Consider the following 17,991-nt stretch of genomic DNA (forward strand, 5'->3'; position numbering starts at 1 on the left):
GAGTGTGAAACTCCGCCCGGCGGTCGTGATCGACGACCCGAATGGTCCATTCGACGAAATCGGGTGGCGAATCACCGGAAACAACCCGCCCATGTTCGGCGAACACGGGTACCGTCGCATCCAAGAACTCGGTCGACCGAAGTCGGCATGACGACAGACCGAGAAGTAGCCCACGAAGGTTTCGGCCACACCCGGTCGGCGTGGGTCGTACGCGGACAAGGAAGTAGGAACCTCCGAATGGCACGCATCGGTGACGGTGGCGATCTGCTGAAGTGCTCCTTCTGCGGCAAGAGCCAGAAGCAGGTCAAGAAGCTCATCGCTGGACCAGGGGTGTACATCTGCGACGAGTGCATCGACCTCTGCAACGAGATCATCGAAGAGGAATTGGCCGAATCGAGCGAGGTCAAGCTCGACGACCTCCCCAAGCCCTCCGAGATCAAGGACTTTCTCGAGAACTACGTGATCGGTCAGGACGCTGCCAAGCGCACGTTGGCCGTAGCGGTCTACAACCATTACAAGCGCATCCAGGCCGGTGACAAGGCACGCGACGTGCGAGGCGAATCTGTCGAACTGGCGAAGTCGAACATCCTGATGCTCGGACCGACGGGGTGTGGAAAGACGTACCTCGCGCAGACCCTGGCCAAGATGCTCAACGTGCCCTTCGCCATCGCCGACGCCACCGCGCTCACCGAGGCCGGATACGTGGGCGAGGATGTCGAGAACATTCTGCTCAAACTGATCCAGGCCGCGGACTACGACGTCAAGCGCGCCGAGACCGGCATCATCTACATCGACGAGGTCGACAAGATCGCTCGCAAGAGCGAGAACCCGTCGATCACGCGTGACGTGTCCGGTGAAGGCGTGCAGCAGGCGCTGCTCAAGATTCTGGAAGGAACTCAGGCCAGCGTGCCGCCGCAGGGTGGTCGCAAGCATCCGCATCAGGAGTTCATCCAGATCGACACCACCAACGTGCTCTTCATCGTCGCCGGTGCATTCGCCGGACTCGAGAAGATCGTCTCCGATCGGGTCGGCAAGCGCGGGCTCGGATTCGGAGCCGAAGTTCGCTCGAAGGCCGAGATCGACACGCAGGATCACTTCGCCGAGGTCATGCCGGAGGATCTGATCAAGTTCGGTCTGATTCCCGAGTTCATCGGGCGACTGCCGATGATCGCGTCGGTGACGAACCTGGACAAGGAGTCGCTGGTGACGATTCTGTCCGAGCCGAAGAACGCGCTCGTCAAGCAGTACCGCCGGTTGTTCGATATGGACGGCGTCGAGCTCGAGTTCACCACCGAGGCCCTCGAAGCGATCGCGGACCAGGCCATTCTCCGTGGAACCGGTGCTCGTGGACTGCGCGCCATCATGGAAGAAGTTCTGCTTCCGGTGATGTACGACATCCCGAGCCGCGACGACGTGGAGAAGGTCGTCGTGACTGCCGAGACCGTGAACGACAACGTGCTGCCGACCATCGTGCCGCGCAAGCCCGAGCGTCCGGAACGCCGCGACAAGTCCGCCTGATACGCCCCGACCGAGCTGCCGAACAACGACGAATCCCCGACCTCATCGCAAGGTCGGGGATTCGTCGTTGTCGCTGTGTTCAGCCGATGATCACCGCGTGCGCGCCGGGAACGTCGGTCAACGCGGCGAATCGGTCTCGAACCAGGGGGTCGTGGCCGGGCACGACGGTACCGGAGCCGGCGGCGAGCTCTCGGATTCGGTCGAAGGCTCCGTACATGTCCGGCAATGCATGCAGGATCGCGAACGGGCTGTCGTCCTCGAAGTTCTCGTAGAAGTGACTGGCGTCGGAGGCCAACACCACCGGGCCGCGGTCGGTGTTCACCCTGACCACCTGCATGCCTGCAGTGTGTCCGCCGACGGCGTGCAGGGACAGCCCGGGGAACAGGTCGAGATCGCCGTCGACGAGGTCGAGTCGACTGCCCCGATCGGCGGTTTCGATGTGTTCGGTGTCGGCTCGTGAGTGCAACCAGTGCTCTCGGGTGATGCGGGCGGCCCACGGCCCGGTCCAGTACTCGAGTTCTCTGCGCTGCACCACGTATCGTGCGATCGGGAGCTCCGCGACGACCCCGGTGTGGTCGTAGTGCAGGTGGGTCAGGATGCAGGTGTCGATGTCATCCGGTGTCAGGCCGAGCTCGCCGAGCAGGTCGATCGGCGATCCGTGATAGTCGAGCCCGTCGACAGATTCTGCTGTGGCAGCGGATATTCCGGCGTCGATCAGCACCGTGTTGTTCTTCGAGAGGGCGAGCCACACGTAGTAGGCCACCGTCTGGCTTTCGGTACTGCGTTCGTCACGTTGGTGAAAGAGGTTGCCGCGCATTGCCGTTCGACTGGCATACTGCAGGGCGAGCACCGTCCAGGTGCCCGCCGCTGCAGGTCGAAGTGCGTCGATCACGATGTCGGTCAGACGGACGCGACGCGCGCGCTGTCGGTGGTGCGGGTCCGAACACCGAGCTCGTCGGTGGGGGTACGGAAGGTCTCCTTCGAGGTCGCGACGATCACGACGTTGATGGTGCAGAAGACCGCGGTGACGATCGCGACGGGTAGCCACGCACCGATCTCGGCTCCGGCGATCGCGCCCGCGATGGTCGGCGCGAATCCTGCGATGGCGAAACCGATCTGGGTTCCCAGTGCGGTTCCGGTCAGGCGGACCCGGGCCGGGAACATCTCACCGTAGAACGAGGGCCAGACGCCGCCGGTGGCGCTGTGCACGAAACCGAACATCACGATGCCGAAGACGAAGATGAGAACGTAGTTGCCGCTCGAGATGGACCACAGGTAGCCGAACATCAGGATCGCGCAGCCGATGGAGCCGAAGAGGAACACCGGCTTGCGACCGATGCGATCCGACAGTGCACCGAAGAAGGGCAGTGCGAACAGTGCGACGACGTTGGCGAGAACGCCGACCCACAGCATGGGGGTGCGTTCGAGGCCGACGGTGTTCACGGCGTAGGACAGCGCGTAGACGGTGAAGATGGTGCTGACCGAGGCGATGACTGCGGCCAACATGACGCGGACCACGGCCGACCCATGCTCGCTGAGCAGTTCGGCCACAGGCAGGCGCTGCGGCTCGGTCGAGGCCTTCTCTTCCTCGAAGACCGGGGTCTCGTCGAGCGAACGGCGGATGACGAAGGCGGCGACGACGACGAAAGCGCTGAGGAAGAACGGGATTCGCCAACCCCAGCTGAGCAGTGCCTCCTCGGGGAGCATGGCGACGGGCAGGAACACTGCGGTGGCGAGAATCTGTCCGCCCTGAGTGCCGCTGAGGGTGAAGCTGGTGAAGAACGCGCGCCTGTTGTCCGGGGCATGTTCGAGCGTCATCGAGTTCGCTCCGGCCTGCTCGCCGCCGGCGGAGAATCCCTGGCACAACCGAAGCAGCACCAGGATGATGGGAGCGGCGATGCCGATGGATTCGTACGACGGCAGGACGCCGACGCCCAGGGTGGCGATTCCCATCAGCAGGACCGTGGCGACCATGACCTTCTTGCGTCCGTATCGATCACCGATGTGGCCGAGGACCAGTGCGCCGAGCGGCCGTGCGAGGTATCCGACGCCGAAGGTGGCCAGGGCCAGCAGGGTGCCGGTCGCCGGGTTGGAGCCCGGGAAGAACACGCGGCCGAAGACGAGCGCGGCGGCCGTGCCGTAGATGAAGAAGTCGTAGTACTCGAGGGCGCTTCCGACCCATGCGGCTGTTGCCGCTTTGCGCGGGTTCGCCCCGGGGCGAAGCGGCGTCGGGTGGGTGCCGGGGGTGTGCGAATCCATCGTTCTCGTGTCTCTCTTCGTGAGGCGGGGGAGCGTAGGCGCTGGTCGACGACGCGTTCTCGGCAATCGGACCGCTAATGTACTAAATGGTTAACACCGGGTGCCTCTGAATACTGAACGTGATCCATGCCACGTGTCAACCCCTGACGTGACGAGACCTACCGAGAAACCGCGAATTTCAGCGAGAAGGCGAGGTCAGGAACGCGATGATCATGTCGCCGAGCATCGAGCGCAGCCGGTCTCGATGCCGGGGATCGGTGAGGTCACGGCCGAAGAGGGCCTCGAAGGTGTACCGATTCGACAGGCGGAACACACAGAAGCTGCTGATCGTCATGTGCACGTCGAGGGCATCGACGTCCGTCCGGAACACGCCGTCCGCCTGGCCTCGCGCCAGGATGCTCGACAGCAGCTCCGCGGCGGGATTGCCGAGGTTGCTCAAGGCCTCGGACGTGGAGATGTGTTCGCCGCGAAGGATGTTCTCGGTGGAGACCAGGCGAATGAAGTCGGGATTTTCCTCGTGATGGTCGAATGTCAGCGATGCGATGGCACGAATGGCCTCGACCGGTCCGAGGCCTTCGACGTCCACGTCTCGTTCACGCTCGCGAATGCGCATGTACGACCGTTCGAGCACGGCCTTGTACAGGCCTTCCTTGTCGGTGAAGTAGTAGTACAACATTCGCTTGGTCGTGTGTGTCCGCTCGGCGATCTCGTCGATGCGCGCTCCTGCGAAGCCCTTGTCCGCGAACTCCTCGGTGGCCACCTCGAGGATGTTGTGCCGGGTCAGGTCGCTGTTGCGTCGACGCTTGACGCCGGGTCCGCTGGTGTCGTCGGACGTGTCGGTTGCGCGCGGAGCCATGGAGCAACTCTATCGGCGCCGATTGTGGCGAAAGGGTTGGGCGCGAGGTAGTCGCGTAGTACCGTCGAGCTAATTCACCAATTCGTACATTAAGGCTCGAGGAGATCGACATGCCGGAATCCCTGCTCTGCGGACTGATCGGGACGGGTATCGGCAAGTCGCTCACGCCCACGATGCACGAACGAGAGGGCTCCGAGCACGGGCTGACCTACCAATATCGGATCATCGACCTGGACAGCCGTGGACTGACCGTTGAGGACCTCCCCCGTCTCGTCTCCACCGCAGCGGACCTCGGATTTCGGGGACTCAACATCACGCACCCGTGCAAACAACGCGTCATCTCCTCTCTCGATGCGCTCTCCGAGGACGCCGCCCGACTCGGAGCCGTCAACACCGTGGTGTTCGCCGACGGCCGGGCCGTCGGCCACAACACCGACTGGTCCGGATTCGATCGCAACTTCGGCCGCGGACTACCCGGTGCCGACATCGGCGACGTGGTGCAACTCGGTGCCGGGGGAGCAGGGGCGGCCGTCGCCTACGCGATGGCCCGCCGCGGCGCAGGCAGGCTCACCCTCGTGGACGCCGATCCGCTGCGGGCACAACAACTACGGGAATCCTTGTCCGTGATGTTCCCGGACGTCGAGATCCTCTCGGCGGGCCTCGACCGGCTCGCCGCCGTTCTCGACACCGCGACCGGCCTGGTGCATGCCACCCCGATCGGAATGGTCGAACATCCCGGATCTGCTGTGCCCGAGTCACTGCTGAACCCGAGGATGTGGGTCGCCGAGGTCGTGTATCGGCCCGCCGAAACCGAATTGCTCGCTGCTGCATCCCGAGCTGGGTGCCGAACGCTCAGCGGAACCGGAATGGCAGTGTTCCAGGCCGCGGACGCGTTCGAGATATTCACCGGACGCACCGCGGACGCCGATCGAATGATCGCGCACATGAGCGCGCTGATCGCGCTGGAGGATCGCGCGACCGCAGGGGTTCTGGCATGACGCGCATCGCCACGTCGGTGGCCACAGTATCGCTCAGCGGTTCGCTGGACGAGAAGATGCGCGCCATCGCCGAGGCCGGGTTCGACGGTTTCGAGGTGTTCGAGCCGGACCTGATCAGCTCGCCCGACCTCCCCGAGGACGTCGCGAAGAAAGCAGCCGACCTCGGTCTGACCGTCGACCTCTATCAACCCTTCCGCGATGCCGACTCGGCCGATCCGGAACAGTTCGCCCGCAATCTCGTTCGCGCCGAACACAAATTCGACGTGATGGAACAGCTGGGGTGCGATCTGCTGTTGGTCTGCTCCTCGCCGCTGGCCGGTGCCGTCCGTGACGACGCCCTGCTGGTCGAACAGATGGCAACCCTCGCCGAGCGTGCGCATCGGCGCGGAATGCGACTCGCGTACGAGGCGTTGGCGTGGGGTGCCCACGTCAACACCTACCGCCACGCCTGGGACATCGTCCGGCAGGTCGATCATCCCGCGCTGGGAACGTGCCTGGACAGCTTCCACATCCTCTCCCGCGGTGACGATTCCTCAGGCATTCGGGAGATCCCCGGCGAGAAGATCTTCTTCCTACAGTTGGCCGATGCCCCGCACCTGGTGATGGACGTACTGCAGTGGAGCAGACATCACCGATGCTTCCCCGGTCAGGGCAGCTTCGATCTGGCGCGCTTCGGTGCCGATGTCGTGGCCTCCGGGTATTCCGGCCCGTGGTCGCTCGAGATCTTCAACGACGTCTTCCGACACTCCGACACCGGCCGCACGGCATCCGACGCGCACCGGTCGCTGCTGTACCTCCAGGAGCAGGTGCGCGGCGTCGAAACACCCACGGACGGAAACGATCTGTTCGCGCCGCCACCGCCGGGTCCGATCGAGAACGTCGTCTCCCTGCGGATCGCGGCAGGGCCTGCGAAGGCAGCGCAGCTGGGCACCACACTGCGGCACCTGGGCTTCGATCTCACCGCAGCACACAGCGAACACGGACTCAGCCTGTTCACCCAGGGTCCGCTGGCCGTCGCCGTCGACACCACGGTGGACACGTTGTGGACCGCGCCGGGTGTCCCGGCTCACCTACCGGCGTTGGCCCAGATCGGGGTTCGCAGCGAGCGCCCGGATCTGTGGCTGACTCGGGCCCGCGCACTGGGAGTCACCGCATCCACCGTCTCCATGCCCGGTGTGGCCGACGCGACCGATGCGGTGGTGCGCCTGGCCGTGACCGGTGCGACGTCGCTGGACCTACGCACCCGCGACAGTGCGGGTGCCTGGCAATCGGCGTTCGATCTGGTGCCGAGGGTGGTGGAGGAGAACCGGGCCTGCGTCACGCACGTGGATCACATCGCGCTCGCCGTGCCTGCCGAGAGCTGGGACGGGGTGATGCTGCTGCTGCGCTCGGTGTTCGGCATGGTGCCACACGAGGGCCAGGACGTCGTCGACGCGATAGGCCTGGTTCGCAGCCGAGCCCTCACCCTCGCCACCGCCAACGGCACGATTCGACTCTCGCTCAACATGGTTCCCGGCCGCCCGTCCGACTCGGACCCGCTTCCCGCGGCCCGGCGCGGAGGCGTCGGACACGTGGCGTTCGGATGCGAGGACATCCATGCCGCTGCGAGAGCGATGACCGAACGCGGGCTCACCCCGTTGCGGATCTCGCCCAACTACTATCGCGATCTCGACGCGCGATTCGGGCTCGGCCCCGAGACCCTGGACGCGATGCAGCGTCTGGGGATCCTGTACGACGCGGACGCGACCGGCGGTGAGTTCTTCCACTTCTTCACCGAGACCGTCGGCGACGACCTGTTCTTCGAGGTGGTCCAGCGCGTGGGTGGCTACGAGGGCTACGGAGAGACCAATTCGGCCGTGCGACTGGCGGCGCAACTGCAGTAGCAGCCACCGGTGGTCAGCCGATTCGCTCGAACACCGCAGCGAGTCCCTGGCCGCCGCCGATGCACATCGTCTCGAGTCCGTATCGGACCTCTCGGCGGTCCATTTCGCGCAACAGCGTTGCCAGAATGCGGGCTCCGGTGGCTCCGACGGGATGGCCGAGCGAGATGCCGGACCCGTGTGGGTTCAGTCGCGGATCGTCGGGGTCGATGCCCCAGGACCTGGTCACGGCGAGAGCCTGCGCGGCGAATGCTTCGTTGAGTTCGATGATGCCCATGTCGTCGAGACTCAGTCCCAGCCGTCCCAGTGCCTTCTCGCTCGCGGGGACCGGTCCGATCCCCATCGTGCGTGGAGCCACGCCTGCGACGCCCCAGCCGGCCAATCGTGCCAGCGGCCGAAGGCCCAGTGCGGCAGCTTTTTCCGGGGTGGTGACGATGGCGATCGCGGCACCGTCGTTCTGTCCGCTGGCGTTTCCTGCGGTGACGGTCGACTCGGGGTCGATCGACGCGCGGATCGCCTTCAGCTTCGCCAGTGACTCCACGGTGGTGTCGGCTCGCGGATGCTCGTCGGTGGTGACGAGCAGCGGATCCGATCTACGTTGGGGGACCGACACTCCCACGATCTCCTCGGCGAACACACCGCTGTTCTGCGCGGCGACTGCACGTCGGTGGGACTGGACTGCGAGTGCGTCCTGATCGGCGCGGCTGATGGAGAACTCCGCGCGCAGGTTCTCTGCGGTTTCGATCATGCCGCCGGGAACCGGAAAGTTCTTGCCGCCCGCGGTCACTCGCGCCCGGGCGAGGCGGTCGGACAGAGCCACGGCCTCGGCCTTGACGCCCCAGCGCATGCCGGTGGCGTAGAACTCGGTCTGACTCATGCTCTCGACACCGCCCGCCAGCACCAGATCGTTGCCGCCGGACTGGACCTGCATGCACGCCTGCAACACCGCTTGCAGACCGGAGCCGCAGCGACGGTCGACCTGCATCCCGGGGACGTCGATACCCAGATCTGCATCGAGCGCGGCAATGCGTCCGATGGCCGGTGCATCGCCGTTCGGGGACGCCTGACCGAGGATCACGTCGTCGATGTCGGCACCGGAAATGCCCGTGCGGGTGACCAGTTCGGCGATCACCGCACCGGCAAGAGCCTGGGCGGAGATGTCCTTGAACTGGCCGCCGAAGCGACCGACCGGGGTCCGAAGTGGTTCGCAGATCACGGCATCAGGCATGGGTGGTTCCTCGCTTGTCGTTGGGTCCGGTGCTCACCCGGAGCAGGTCGATCTCGATGGCGCGGGTGGCGTCGAGCAGAGCCGGTAGCAGTTCGGTGCGCACCGCATCGGCGGAATGCCGCGCGGCCTGGGTCGAGACGTTCGCCGCTGCGACCACGGCTCCGTGTCCGTCGTGAATGGGAGCCGCGATGGAGCGCAAACCCTCTTCGAGTTCCTGGTCCACCAGGCAGAAGCCGTCGGATCGGACCCGGTCGAGTTCGCGGCCGAGCGCGTCGGCAGTGGTGATGGTCTTACCGGTGAGCGGAGTCAACCGCACCCGATCGAGGTATGCCGCGAGTTCGTCGGCGGGCAGTCCGGCCAACAGCACGCGCCCCATCGATGTTGCGAACGCGGGAAATCGGGTGCCGATGTTGATGCCGACGGTCATGATTCGGCTGACCGGAACACGGGCGACGTACACCACGTCGTCACCGTCGAGAATCGAGACCGAGGACGACTCGCGCACTCGTTCGGCGAGAGCCTCCAGGTGCGGTCCCGAGACTTCCGGGAGCGACAGGCTCGACAGGTAGCTGTAGCCCAGCTCGAGCACTCGCGGGGTGAGCCAGAACATCGAGCCGTCGGTACGGACGTAGCCGAGTTCGACGAGGGTGAGCAGGAACCGCCGAGCGGTGGCTCGGGTGAGGTCGGTGGTTCGGGCGACATCGGAGAGTGTTCGACGCGGATGCTCGGCGTCGAAGGCTCGGATCACCGCAAGGCCACGGCCCAGTGACTGGACGTAGTCCGAGGACGGCGGCGGCGATTCCGCGGAGTTCACGAGGTACCCGATTCGGTCTCGGCCGATGTCTCGGCGATGGCCGCGTTCGCGAGACCGAATGCACTGTTGCTGTTCGGAACTCCCGCGTACACCGCGGTGTGCAGGAACACCTCCGCCATCGTGTCCGGCGCAGTGCCCGCTCGCAGGGCGGCCCGAATGTGCATGTCGAGTTCGTGCTGGTTGCCCACCGCCGTCAGGATCGCCAGGGTCAGCAGTCTGCGGGTGTGGTGATCGAGTCCTGGCCGATTCCAGATGTCACCCCATGCAGTGCGGGTGATGAAGTCCTGGAACGGTGCGGTGAAGTCGGTTCGCGCGGCGACACTGCGGTCGACGTGTGCATCACCGAGGATGCTGCGCCGCACCGCCATTCCGGCATCGTGGGCAGCTGCGCGTCCGAGCGCATACGCATCCGGTCCGATGTGTGCGGCGATGGCCGCGGTGACGGGCCCGGCTTGTTCGACGTTGGCCAGGTGCGCGGCCGGGTCGAGAACTCGGAACGTCGATCCGATGACGCCGTCGGCGATGATCTTCAGGTCCTCGGGGGTGGTCGAGGGGTCCTGCCGGCCCGCGATCACCAGGGTCGGAGCGGTGATTCGGTTCAGATCCGATCGAGAGTCCCAATCCGACAACGCCTCACAGCATGCTGCGTAGCCCTCGTCGGACGTTTCAGCGATCATCCGGCGATGCCGGTCGACGAGATCGACGTCGCGAGCGGCCAGTTCGGGGGTGAACCAGCGCTGGAGGACGGCGTCGGCCAGGGACGCGGTTCCCGCCGACCTGACCGTTGCGGCCCGATCGAGCCATTGCGCCGGCTCACCGAACCTGGCCGAGGTGCACAGCAACGTCAGAGTGATCACGCGCTCCGGGCGGTGGATGGCGATCCACTGCGAGACTGCGCCGCCGAGCGAGAGACCGACGATGTGAACACGCCGTAGATTCAGGGAATCGATCAGTGCGAGAACATCTTCGGCCAGTTCTGCGACGGAGTACGGACCGGACGGCACCGGCGATGCCCCGTGCCCACGAAGATCGACGGCGACCACATGGGCAGAAGCGGACAGTGGTCCGATCTGCGGGTTCCACATCGATCGGTCGGAGCCGAGCGATCCGATCAGCACGACGGTCTCCGCGTCGGCGCGGGGTCCTTCGGTGCGTTCGTGAGCAAGTGCGACGGTCATCGTGAATCCTTCGATTCTGTGGTGAGTTCGGTGTCGAGGGCGTGCTCGGCGAGGATCGCGTCGACCAGCTCGGGCGCGTGGCCGAGATACGCGGCCGGATCGAGTAGTTCGCGCACCGTCGACGGTGGCAGGAATGCCGTGATGGCAGGGTCGCTGTCCAGCGGCGCTCCCACCGCGCATCGCGCAGTGACTATCTCGCGGGCCTGCTCGGTGTGCGCTGCCAATGCCGCGGTGACACGTTCGGCGAGCAGCGCTCCACCCGTCGTATCGAGATTGCTGGCCATCGCCTCCGGATGAACGTGCAACCCGCTCAGGCTCTGCGAGAGTCGATGGGCGGCACCACCGGTGAAGCGCAGAAGATCGGTGATCGTCTCCCATTCGGCATGCCACGCTCCTGCGGCGCGCTGATGTTCGTGGTCCATGTTCGACAGCACCGTCGACACCGCACCCGGGACTCGCCGGGCCGCAGCCCGCGCGGTGATGGCCGCAACGGGATTTCGCTTGTGCGGCATCGCCGATGATCCACCCGGCGCGTCCTCCGAGACCTCGCCCAACTCGGTGCCGGACATCGCCACGATGTCCTGGGCGATCTTGCCGATCGTTCCTGCAGCGATGCCCAGGGAACACGCGATGTCGGCGATCGCGGTGCGGTCGGTGTGCCAGGGAGTGTTCTGTCGAGCCAAGCCCAGTTCGACGGCCATCGCCGCTGCGATGGCGGGTCCGTGCGGATACACGGCCGCGAGAGTGCCTGCAGCACCGCCGTACTGGACGGCGCACGCACGTCGAACGGCCGCGATCCCGGTCTGCGCGCGGCGCAACGCCGAGAACCAGTTCGCGGCCACCAGACCGAAGGTGGTGGGCAATGCCTGCTGTCCGAGAGTGCGCGCCGCCATCGGGGTGGTCCGGTGGGTCAGAGCAAGACCCCGCGCTGCCGCACTCGCGGCGTCGAGCGAGCCCTCGATCGCACCGAGCGCATCGCGGGAGACGAGCATCAGCGCGGTGTCCATGATGTCCTGGCTGGTGGCCCCGGGATGCACTGCCGTAGCAGGAACATCGGCCTCGGCCACCTCGCTGCGAAGGATCTTCACCAACGGGATCACCGGATTGCCTCCGGCCGCCGAATCCACTCCGAGCCTCGCGATGTCCAGTCCCGCTCCGAGTTCGGTCGCAACAGAGGTGACGACCTCGGCGTGACCGGCCTGCACGAGACCGACCGTGACCGCGGCCCGGGAGAGCGCCGCCTCGACGGCGAACATCGCTGTCACCCAGGCTCGGTCGCCTACGAGCGGCGCAACGGTATCGCTACCGAACGTCGGATCGAACAGTGCCCCTCGCTCGGATTCCATCGTCCCCTCTCGGCAATCGTGTGTCACAGCGCGAAGAACGGAGTCTCGTCGCCGTCCGGATCGGTGTTCTGCAGCACGATGTCGAGGTGATACCCACCGTGCACCGGTGCTGCGACGAGTCTGGCACGCTTGTGCGCAGGCATGGCGGACAACACCGGATCGACCGCATTGGCCTCGACTTCGTCGGGAAAGTACACCCGTGTCACGGCTCGGTCGAGCATCCCGCGAGCGAAGACGCTGACGTCGATGTGCGGTGCTTCGACACGATCGTCCTCGGCCGGCAACGGTCCGGGCTTGATCGTGGTGATCGACATCGTCCCGGTCTCGTCCGCGAACGCGCGCCCGAAGCCGCGGAAACCGACTGTGCGTGACGCCACCGCGCCGCGCGGATCGTCGGGGTGATCGAACCGGCCGTCGGCATCGGCCTGCCAGGTCTCGATCATGGCGTCGGACATGGGGTTTCGGGCTCCGTCGATGACCGTGAACGAGACGGTGATCTCGCCGTCGGTGCCCTGCGGTACCACGCTCTCACCGTCGGGCCACAGCAGTCCGATATGGACGTAGGGACCCACTGTCTGAGACGGCGTCTGGCCGAACGGTGCGGTGGTGAAGTCGGCACCGGAGACCACCGGGTAGCGCGGGGCGAACTCGGGATCAGTCATCGTGGTCGTCTTCCTCGAAGGGGGTGGCGTTTCGGCCGCGGAGCACGATGTCGAATCGGAATCCGAGGGCCCAGTTGTCCTGTGTCGCTTCGTAATCGAACGCGCCGATCATTCGGGCTCGCGAGTCCTCGGGTGCGGCGTTGAAGATCGGATCCTGAAAGAACATGGGGTCGTCCGGGAAGTACATCTGGGTCACCAGTCGCTGAGTGAACGCCTGGCCGAACAGCGAGAAGTGAATGTGGGCCGGCCGCCACGCGTTGTGGTGGTTGCCCCACGGGTATGCGCCCGGCTTGATCGTGGTGAAACGGTATCGACCCTCGGCATCGGTGAGAACGCGTCCGGTGCCGTTGAAGTGCGGATCGAGCGGTGCAGGCCACCGATCGCCGGTGTGGCGGTAACGGCCGCCTGCATTGGCTTGCCACACCTCGACGAGGGTGTTCGGAATCGCCTTGCCGTCGCTGTCGAGTACGCGGCCGTGCACGATGATCCTCTGCCCTTGTGCCTCACCGCCGTTCGCCAGGGTCAGATCGGCGTCGGCGGCGGTGACACGTCCCTCGCCCAGCACCGGTCCGGTGATCTCGGTGAGTCGCTGGGGGAGCAGGGTCAGCGGCTGCGCCGGATGCCGACGAGCGGTGGTCCGGTACTCGGGGAAGTCGAGCGGGGCATGGACCCCCGATTGATCCCGATACTCGGGCGGGAGAAGAAGCATCGAAGGTTCCTCACGATTGTGGTGATCTACGCAACAGACACCATAGCGAGATGTTCGCATTGTGGCAACCTGTTCATATTCCGCACAACATGCGGTAGCGTGCGTCTCATGTTGGACAAAGTCGTGGCCAGCGCCACCGAAGCCGTAGCGGACATTCCCGACGGATCGTCGATCGCCGTCGGCGGTTTCGGATTGGTCGGAGTGCCGGAGATTCTCATCGACGCCGTGCTCGCGCAGGGTGCGACCGATCTGGAAACCATCAGCAACAACTGCGGGACGGATGGCTTCGGCTTGGGAGTGCTACTGGCGCAGCACCGTATTCGCCGGACCATCAGCTCGTACGTCGGCTCGAACAAGGAGTTCGCGCGGCAGTATCTCTCCGGAGAACTCGAGGTCGAGCTCACCCCGCAGGGCACCCTCGCCGAGCGACTGCGAGCGGGCGGTGCCGGAATTCCGGCGTTCTTCACCCCCGCAGGGGTCGGAACTCAGGTCGCAGACGGCGGATTGCCGTTGCGTTACGACGGCAGCGGCGGTATCGCACTGGCCAGTCCTCCCAAGGAGACCCGCGAATTCGACGGTGTCACCTACGTGATGGAACGCGGAATAGTCGCCGACTACGCGCTCGTGCACGCATGGAAGGGCGACCGACACGGCAACCTGGTGTTCCACGCCAGTGCACGAAACTTCAACCCGCCGGCCGCCGAGTCGGGGCGCATCACCGTCGCACAGGTCGAGCATCTGGTCGAGCCGGGGGAGATCGGACCGGACGAGATACACACCCCGGGTATTCACGTGCAGCGGGTGGTCCACGTCGGACCGGTCGAGGTCGGCATCGAGCAGAGGACGGTACGAGCATGAGCGAGAAGATGACCCGCGAACAGATGGCGGCTCGGGTGGCGCAGGAACTCGGCGACGGTCAGTACGTCAACCTCGGCATCGGCATGCCGACTCTCGTGCCCAACTACATCCCCACCGACGTATCGGTGATCCTGCATTCGGAGAACGGAGTGCTCGGTGTCGGCCCCTATCCCACCGAGGACGAACTCGACGCCGAGATCATCAACGCGGGCAAGGAGACCATCACGGTCCTGCCCGGTGCGTCCTACTTCGACTCCGCGCAGTCGTTCGGAATGATCCGTGGCGGCCAGGTCGACGTCGCAGTACTGGGGGCGATGCAGGTCAGCGCCACCGGTGATCTGGCGAACTGGATGATTCCCGGGCACATGGTCAAGGGGATGGGTGGCGCGATGGATCTGGTGCACGGAGCGCGACGCGTCATCGTGATGATGGAACACGTCTCTCGCAAGGGTGAGCCGAAGATCCTCGAACGCTGCTCTCTGCCGCTCACCGGCAAAGGCTGCGTGCACCGCATCATCTCGGACATGGCCGTACTCGACGTCACCGAACGCGGACTGCGCCTCGTCGAGACCGCGCCCGGTGTGTCCGTCGACGAGGTCAGAAATGCGACCGCTGCCGAACTAATGGTCGACGCCGACGTCTGAGACGTGAACGCGGTGGGCATGAGAGTAGATGTTCATGGACCGACCGCGGAGGAAGCCGACGACCGTCAAACCGGATTCGGTGGCGAGGTCGACCGCAAGCGAGGACGGGGCCGAGACCGCTGCGAGAATCGGTATTCCGGACATCACGGCCTTCTGGGCCAATTCGAACGAGGCGCGGCCGCTGACCATGAGCACTGTGGCCTGCAGGGGAATTCGATCGTTGGTCACCGCCCAACCGACCACCTTGTCGACGGCGTTGTGGCGTCCGACATCCTCACGTAGAACGAGCATCTCGCCGTCTGCGGTGAACAGGGCGGCGGCATGCAGACCGCCGGTGGCATCGAAGACCTTCTGCGCGGCCCGCAACGTGTCGGGTAGCCCGGACAGAGTATCGGACGTCACGACGACCGAATCGGCCACGGGGGAATGCTTGGTGCGCAATCGAATTGCGTCCAACGATCCCTTGCCGCACACCCCGCACGAGGACGTCGTGTAGAAGTTCCGTTCGACGCCGGTCTCCGGTGGAGCGACACCCTCGGCCAGGGTGACGTCGAGGACGTTGTAGGTGTTCGCGCCCTCGTCGTCGACCCCGTCGCAGTAGCGAGCCGCTGCGATATCGGCCCCCGAGGCGATCACACCTTCGGTCAGCAGGAAGCCGTGAGCGAGCTCGACGTCGTGGCCGGGAGTTCGCATGGTGACGGCCAGCGCCGTGCCGTCGACTCTCAACTCCATCGGCTCCTCCACCACGAGGGTGTCCGGGCGCTCGACGCGGTGCCCACTCCTGAGTCGGACGACGGGTCTGCGGGTAGTGATGCGGCCCATCAGTGTCGGTTGGATTCGCGGTGACGACGGTGACTCATTCTTCGATTGTGGACCCCGGCGTTCTCGGGCCGTCGACGCGGTCGGTCATTGCGTTCACCAACGACACCATGCGCGGGTGATCGACGAGGTCGTCGACGAGTACTCGCTTGCCTTCGGCGTCGGCCAACGGGATCTTCCAGTTCTCGTACTGGGTTTCGTCGGTGCCGGGCTGGTTCTGGATGCGATGTTCTCCGACGGCGTCGACGAGAGCGACACCGATCAGCAGGGACGGACTGCGCTGGACGAGGCGATGCAGAGCTTCCACCGTTCGGTGGTTGTCGGCGTCGGCGTCGAGCAATCCGCGCTCACGCGCCAGCTCGAGAACCGCCTCGCGTTTTTTCGCGTCGACCTCCTTCTCGGAGTCGATATCGCGTTCGAGAAGGCCGAGACGTGATCGCAGGTCGATGTGTTCGCCGTCGAGATATCCGGCCGTGGGCGGCAGGTCGTGCGTGGTCACCGACGTCAGACACAGACTGCGGTAGTTCTCGGGCGGGATCGGTCCGGATTCGTCGGCCTCGAACCACAGGATCGAGGTGCCGAAGATGCCGCGTTCGGTGAGGTACTCCTGCACCATCGGCTCGAAGACGCCGAGATCCTCACCGACGACCACCGCGCCTGCGCGTTCGGCCTCGAGGGCCAGGATGCCGATCAGGGCCTCGTGGTCGTACTCGACATACGTTCCGCCGCCTGCGTTCTCGGCCTCCTGCGGAATCCACCACAGGCGGAACAGGCCCAGGATGTGGTCGACGCGGATGCCGCCGGCATGACGCAGGATCGTGCGCAGCATGTCCCGGTACGGCACGTATGCCAGCTCGCGGAGTCGGTCGGGATCCCACGGGGGTTGATTCCAGTTCTGGCCCTGCTGGTTGAAGTTGTCCGGCGGTGCGCCCACCGTGACTCCCGACGCGAGCACGTCACCGAGCGCCCACGCGTCGGCTCCGCCCCGCGCCACGCCGACGGCGAGGTCGTGCATGATGCCGATGTCCATCCCCGCATCGAGCGCCGCACGCTGCGCGGCGGCCAACTGCTCGTCGCAGATCCACTGCAGCCACATGTGGAAGTCGATGCGCTCGGCGAGCTTGGTGCGCTGCTCGAGCACGAAGTCGGTCCGTGGGTGCGCTGCTCTGTCGGTCCACGCCGAATTCTCGGGTCCGAATTTCTCCGCCAATGCGCTCCACACCGCGAAATCGCGCAGTCCGGAACCCTCCCGTTCGACGAATGCACGGAATGCGGACTCGCGGGCCGGGCTTCGTTCCACTTTGTGAACACGTTCCAGGGCACGCAGTTTGGCCCTGAATGTCGAGTCTCGGTTCAGCTTCCCGGTTCGCGTGTTGGCCTTGTCGAAACGCTTCGCGGCTTTCTCGACCTTGGCGAACTGTTGCGGCGACAGCAGTGCGGTCTCGCGAATGTTCTCCACGCGGATGTAGAGCGAGTTGAAGAACCGGCGGGTGGTCGGCAGGTAGGGCGACGCCTCGACCGGTGTGGTGGGTCGGTCGGCGTGCAGCGGATTGACGAGAAGGTAGTCGAACCCGTGCTCGCGGCCCGCGATGTCGGCCATGTCCTCCAGGTCACCGAGATCACCGATTCCCCACGACCGCTTCGATCGCACCGAATACAACTGAGTGAGCAAACCCGTACGCTGCCGGTCTGCCAGTTCTGCATTGGGGGACAACGACTTCGGCGTGACCACCACGACCGTGTCCGAGGTTCGGACCGTGTTGTCCTCGCTGATCGTCGTCGCGGTCAGGCTGTGCCAACCGAGCGGTGCGCTGCCGGGAACGACGAACGTGGCGCGACCGATCAGGTGGCCGTCGACCTCACGGGGATCGACCCAGACGTCGGCTTGGGTCACCTCGATGGTCTCGCCGTCCTCGGAGACCATCGAGACCGCGACCGGATTGCCGTGTGGCACATGCACCCACACCACTGCATCGGTGCCCTGGGTCGCCACTACCACCGGCGGAAGCAGACGCCGCCACGGCGCGTTCTCGATGTCGGCCCGAGCTCGGTCGACGTCCTCGGTCGATTCGGTTGCGTAGCCGCGCGCGGCGAGCACTCGACGCAGGGTGTCGTCGCTCACTTCGCGAACGGTGTCGTCCCAGCCTCGGTACGAGGTCGATGTGCCGAGACGTCGAGCGAGAGAGCGAAGTGCCTGCGAGTAGTCCACGTCGATGATCGTG

The 17,991-nt window shown here is 65.5% G+C and carries 16 protein-coding genes; 5 read left to right on the forward strand and 11 right to left on the reverse strand.

Features of this window, described 5'->3' with window-relative positions; all coding sequences use genetic code 11:
* Nucleotides 1-237: 237 nt before the first annotated feature.
* Nucleotides 238-1,518: an ATP-dependent Clp protease ATP-binding subunit ClpX gene (gene clpX, locus NY08_RS01880; protein WP_032394600.1), complete on the forward strand. Its 1,281-nt coding sequence runs from the start codon at nt 238-240 to the stop codon at nt 1,516-1,518.
* Between the two features lie 79 nt (nt 1,519-1,597).
* On the opposite strand, the gene NY08_RS01885 is transcribed toward clpX, so the two are convergent.
* The 3 genes from NY08_RS01885 to NY08_RS01895 form a co-directional block, all read right to left on the reverse strand.
* Entirely contained in the window at nt 1,598-2,410 is an 813-nt protein-coding gene (locus NY08_RS01885) for an N-acyl homoserine lactonase family protein (RefSeq protein WP_235387074.1), read from the reverse strand.
* Between the two features lie 8 nt (nt 2,411-2,418).
* On the reverse strand, nt 2,419-3,777 hold the full coding sequence (locus tag NY08_RS01890; RefSeq protein WP_032394599.1) for an MFS transporter: 1,359 nt from the start codon (nt 3,775-3,777) through the stop codon (nt 2,419-2,421).
* Nucleotides 3,778-3,955: 178 nt separating this feature from the next.
* Entirely contained in the window at nt 3,956-4,633 is a 678-nt protein-coding gene (locus NY08_RS01895; protein WP_032394598.1) for a TetR/AcrR family transcriptional regulator, read from the reverse strand.
* Between the two features lie 110 nt (nt 4,634-4,743).
* On the opposite strand from NY08_RS01895, the gene NY08_RS01900 reads away from it, so the two are divergent.
* Nucleotides 4,744-5,631, forward strand: coding sequence for a shikimate dehydrogenase (locus NY08_RS01900; RefSeq protein WP_045194594.1), 888 nt, complete (start codon nt 4,744-4,746; stop codon nt 5,629-5,631).
* Nucleotides 5,628-7,514, forward strand: coding sequence for a sugar phosphate isomerase/epimerase and 4-hydroxyphenylpyruvate domain-containing protein (locus tag NY08_RS01905; RefSeq protein WP_045194595.1), 1,887 nt, complete (start codon nt 5,628-5,630; stop codon nt 7,512-7,514). Before NY08_RS01900 ends, NY08_RS01905 begins: the two co-directional genes overlap by 4 nt.
* Before the next feature lie 13 nt (nt 7,515-7,527).
* On the opposite strand, the gene NY08_RS01910 is transcribed toward NY08_RS01905, so the two are convergent.
* Genes NY08_RS01910 through pcaH form a run of 6 tightly spaced genes read right to left on the reverse strand, consistent with a single transcriptional unit; the run spans nt 7,528 to nt 13,448 of the window.
* Entirely contained in the window at nt 7,528-8,739 is a 1,212-nt protein-coding gene (locus NY08_RS01910; protein WP_032394595.1) for an acetyl-CoA C-acetyltransferase, read from the reverse strand.
* Nucleotides 8,732-9,553 (reverse strand): IclR family transcriptional regulator, encoded by an 822-nt coding sequence (locus tag NY08_RS01915; RefSeq protein WP_032394594.1) that lies wholly within the window; start codon nt 9,551-9,553, stop codon nt 8,732-8,734. Before NY08_RS01915 ends, NY08_RS01910 begins: the two co-directional genes overlap by 8 nt.
* A complete protein-coding gene (gene pcaDC, locus NY08_RS01920; RefSeq protein ID WP_045194597.1) occupies nt 9,550-10,731 on the reverse strand; it encodes a bifunctional 3-oxoadipate enol-lactonase/4-carboxymuconolactone decarboxylase PcaDC in 1,182 nt (393 codons plus the stop codon). The genes NY08_RS01915 and pcaDC overlap by 4 nt, the downstream gene beginning before the upstream one ends.
* Entirely contained in the window at nt 10,728-12,077 is a 1,350-nt protein-coding gene (gene pcaB, locus NY08_RS01925; RefSeq protein ID WP_045194599.1) for a 3-carboxy-cis,cis-muconate cycloisomerase, read from the reverse strand. The genes pcaDC and pcaB overlap by 4 nt, the downstream gene beginning before the upstream one ends.
* A gap of 23 nt (nt 12,078-12,100) precedes the next feature.
* Complete coding sequence (pcaG, locus tag NY08_RS01930; RefSeq protein ID WP_032394591.1) at nt 12,101-12,739, reverse strand: protocatechuate 3,4-dioxygenase subunit alpha; 639 nt, start codon at nt 12,737-12,739, stop codon at nt 12,101-12,103.
* Nucleotides 12,732-13,448, reverse strand: a complete 717-nt coding sequence (pcaH, locus tag NY08_RS01935) for a protocatechuate 3,4-dioxygenase subunit beta (RefSeq protein ID WP_045194600.1) — start codon at nt 13,446-13,448, stop codon at nt 12,732-12,734. Before pcaH ends, pcaG begins: the two co-directional genes overlap by 8 nt.
* Nucleotides 13,449-13,556: 108 nt before the next feature.
* On the opposite strand from pcaH, the gene NY08_RS01940 reads away from it, so the two are divergent.
* Nucleotides 13,557-14,306, forward strand: a complete 750-nt coding sequence (locus tag NY08_RS01940; protein WP_179272913.1) for a CoA transferase subunit A — start codon at nt 13,557-13,559, stop codon at nt 14,304-14,306.
* The gene (locus NY08_RS01945; protein WP_045194602.1) at nt 14,303-14,950 is read left to right on the forward strand and encodes a CoA transferase subunit B; all 648 of its coding nucleotides are present in this window, start codon (nt 14,303-14,305) and stop codon (nt 14,948-14,950) included. Before NY08_RS01940 ends, NY08_RS01945 begins: the two co-directional genes overlap by 4 nt.
* Here NY08_RS01945 and fdhD read toward each other — a convergent pair.
* Together fdhD and malQ are read right to left on the reverse strand one after the other, a co-directional pair.
* A complete protein-coding gene (gene fdhD / locus NY08_RS01950; protein ID WP_045194604.1) occupies nt 14,927-15,772 on the reverse strand; it encodes a formate dehydrogenase accessory sulfurtransferase FdhD in 846 nt (281 codons plus the stop codon). The two genes, NY08_RS01945 and fdhD, sit on opposite strands and share 24 nt — an antisense overlap.
* 34 nt (nt 15,773-15,806) lie before the next feature.
* Nucleotides 15,807-17,978: a 4-alpha-glucanotransferase gene (gene malQ / locus NY08_RS01955; protein WP_045199548.1), complete on the reverse strand. Its 2,172-nt coding sequence runs from the start codon at nt 17,976-17,978 to the stop codon at nt 15,807-15,809.
* Between the last annotated feature and the right edge of the window lie 13 nt (nt 17,979-17,991).

Source organism: Rhodococcus sp. B7740 (assembly GCF_000954115.1).
In the GTDB taxonomy this organism is placed as follows: domain Bacteria; phylum Actinomycetota; class Actinomycetes; order Mycobacteriales; family Mycobacteriaceae; genus Rhodococcoides.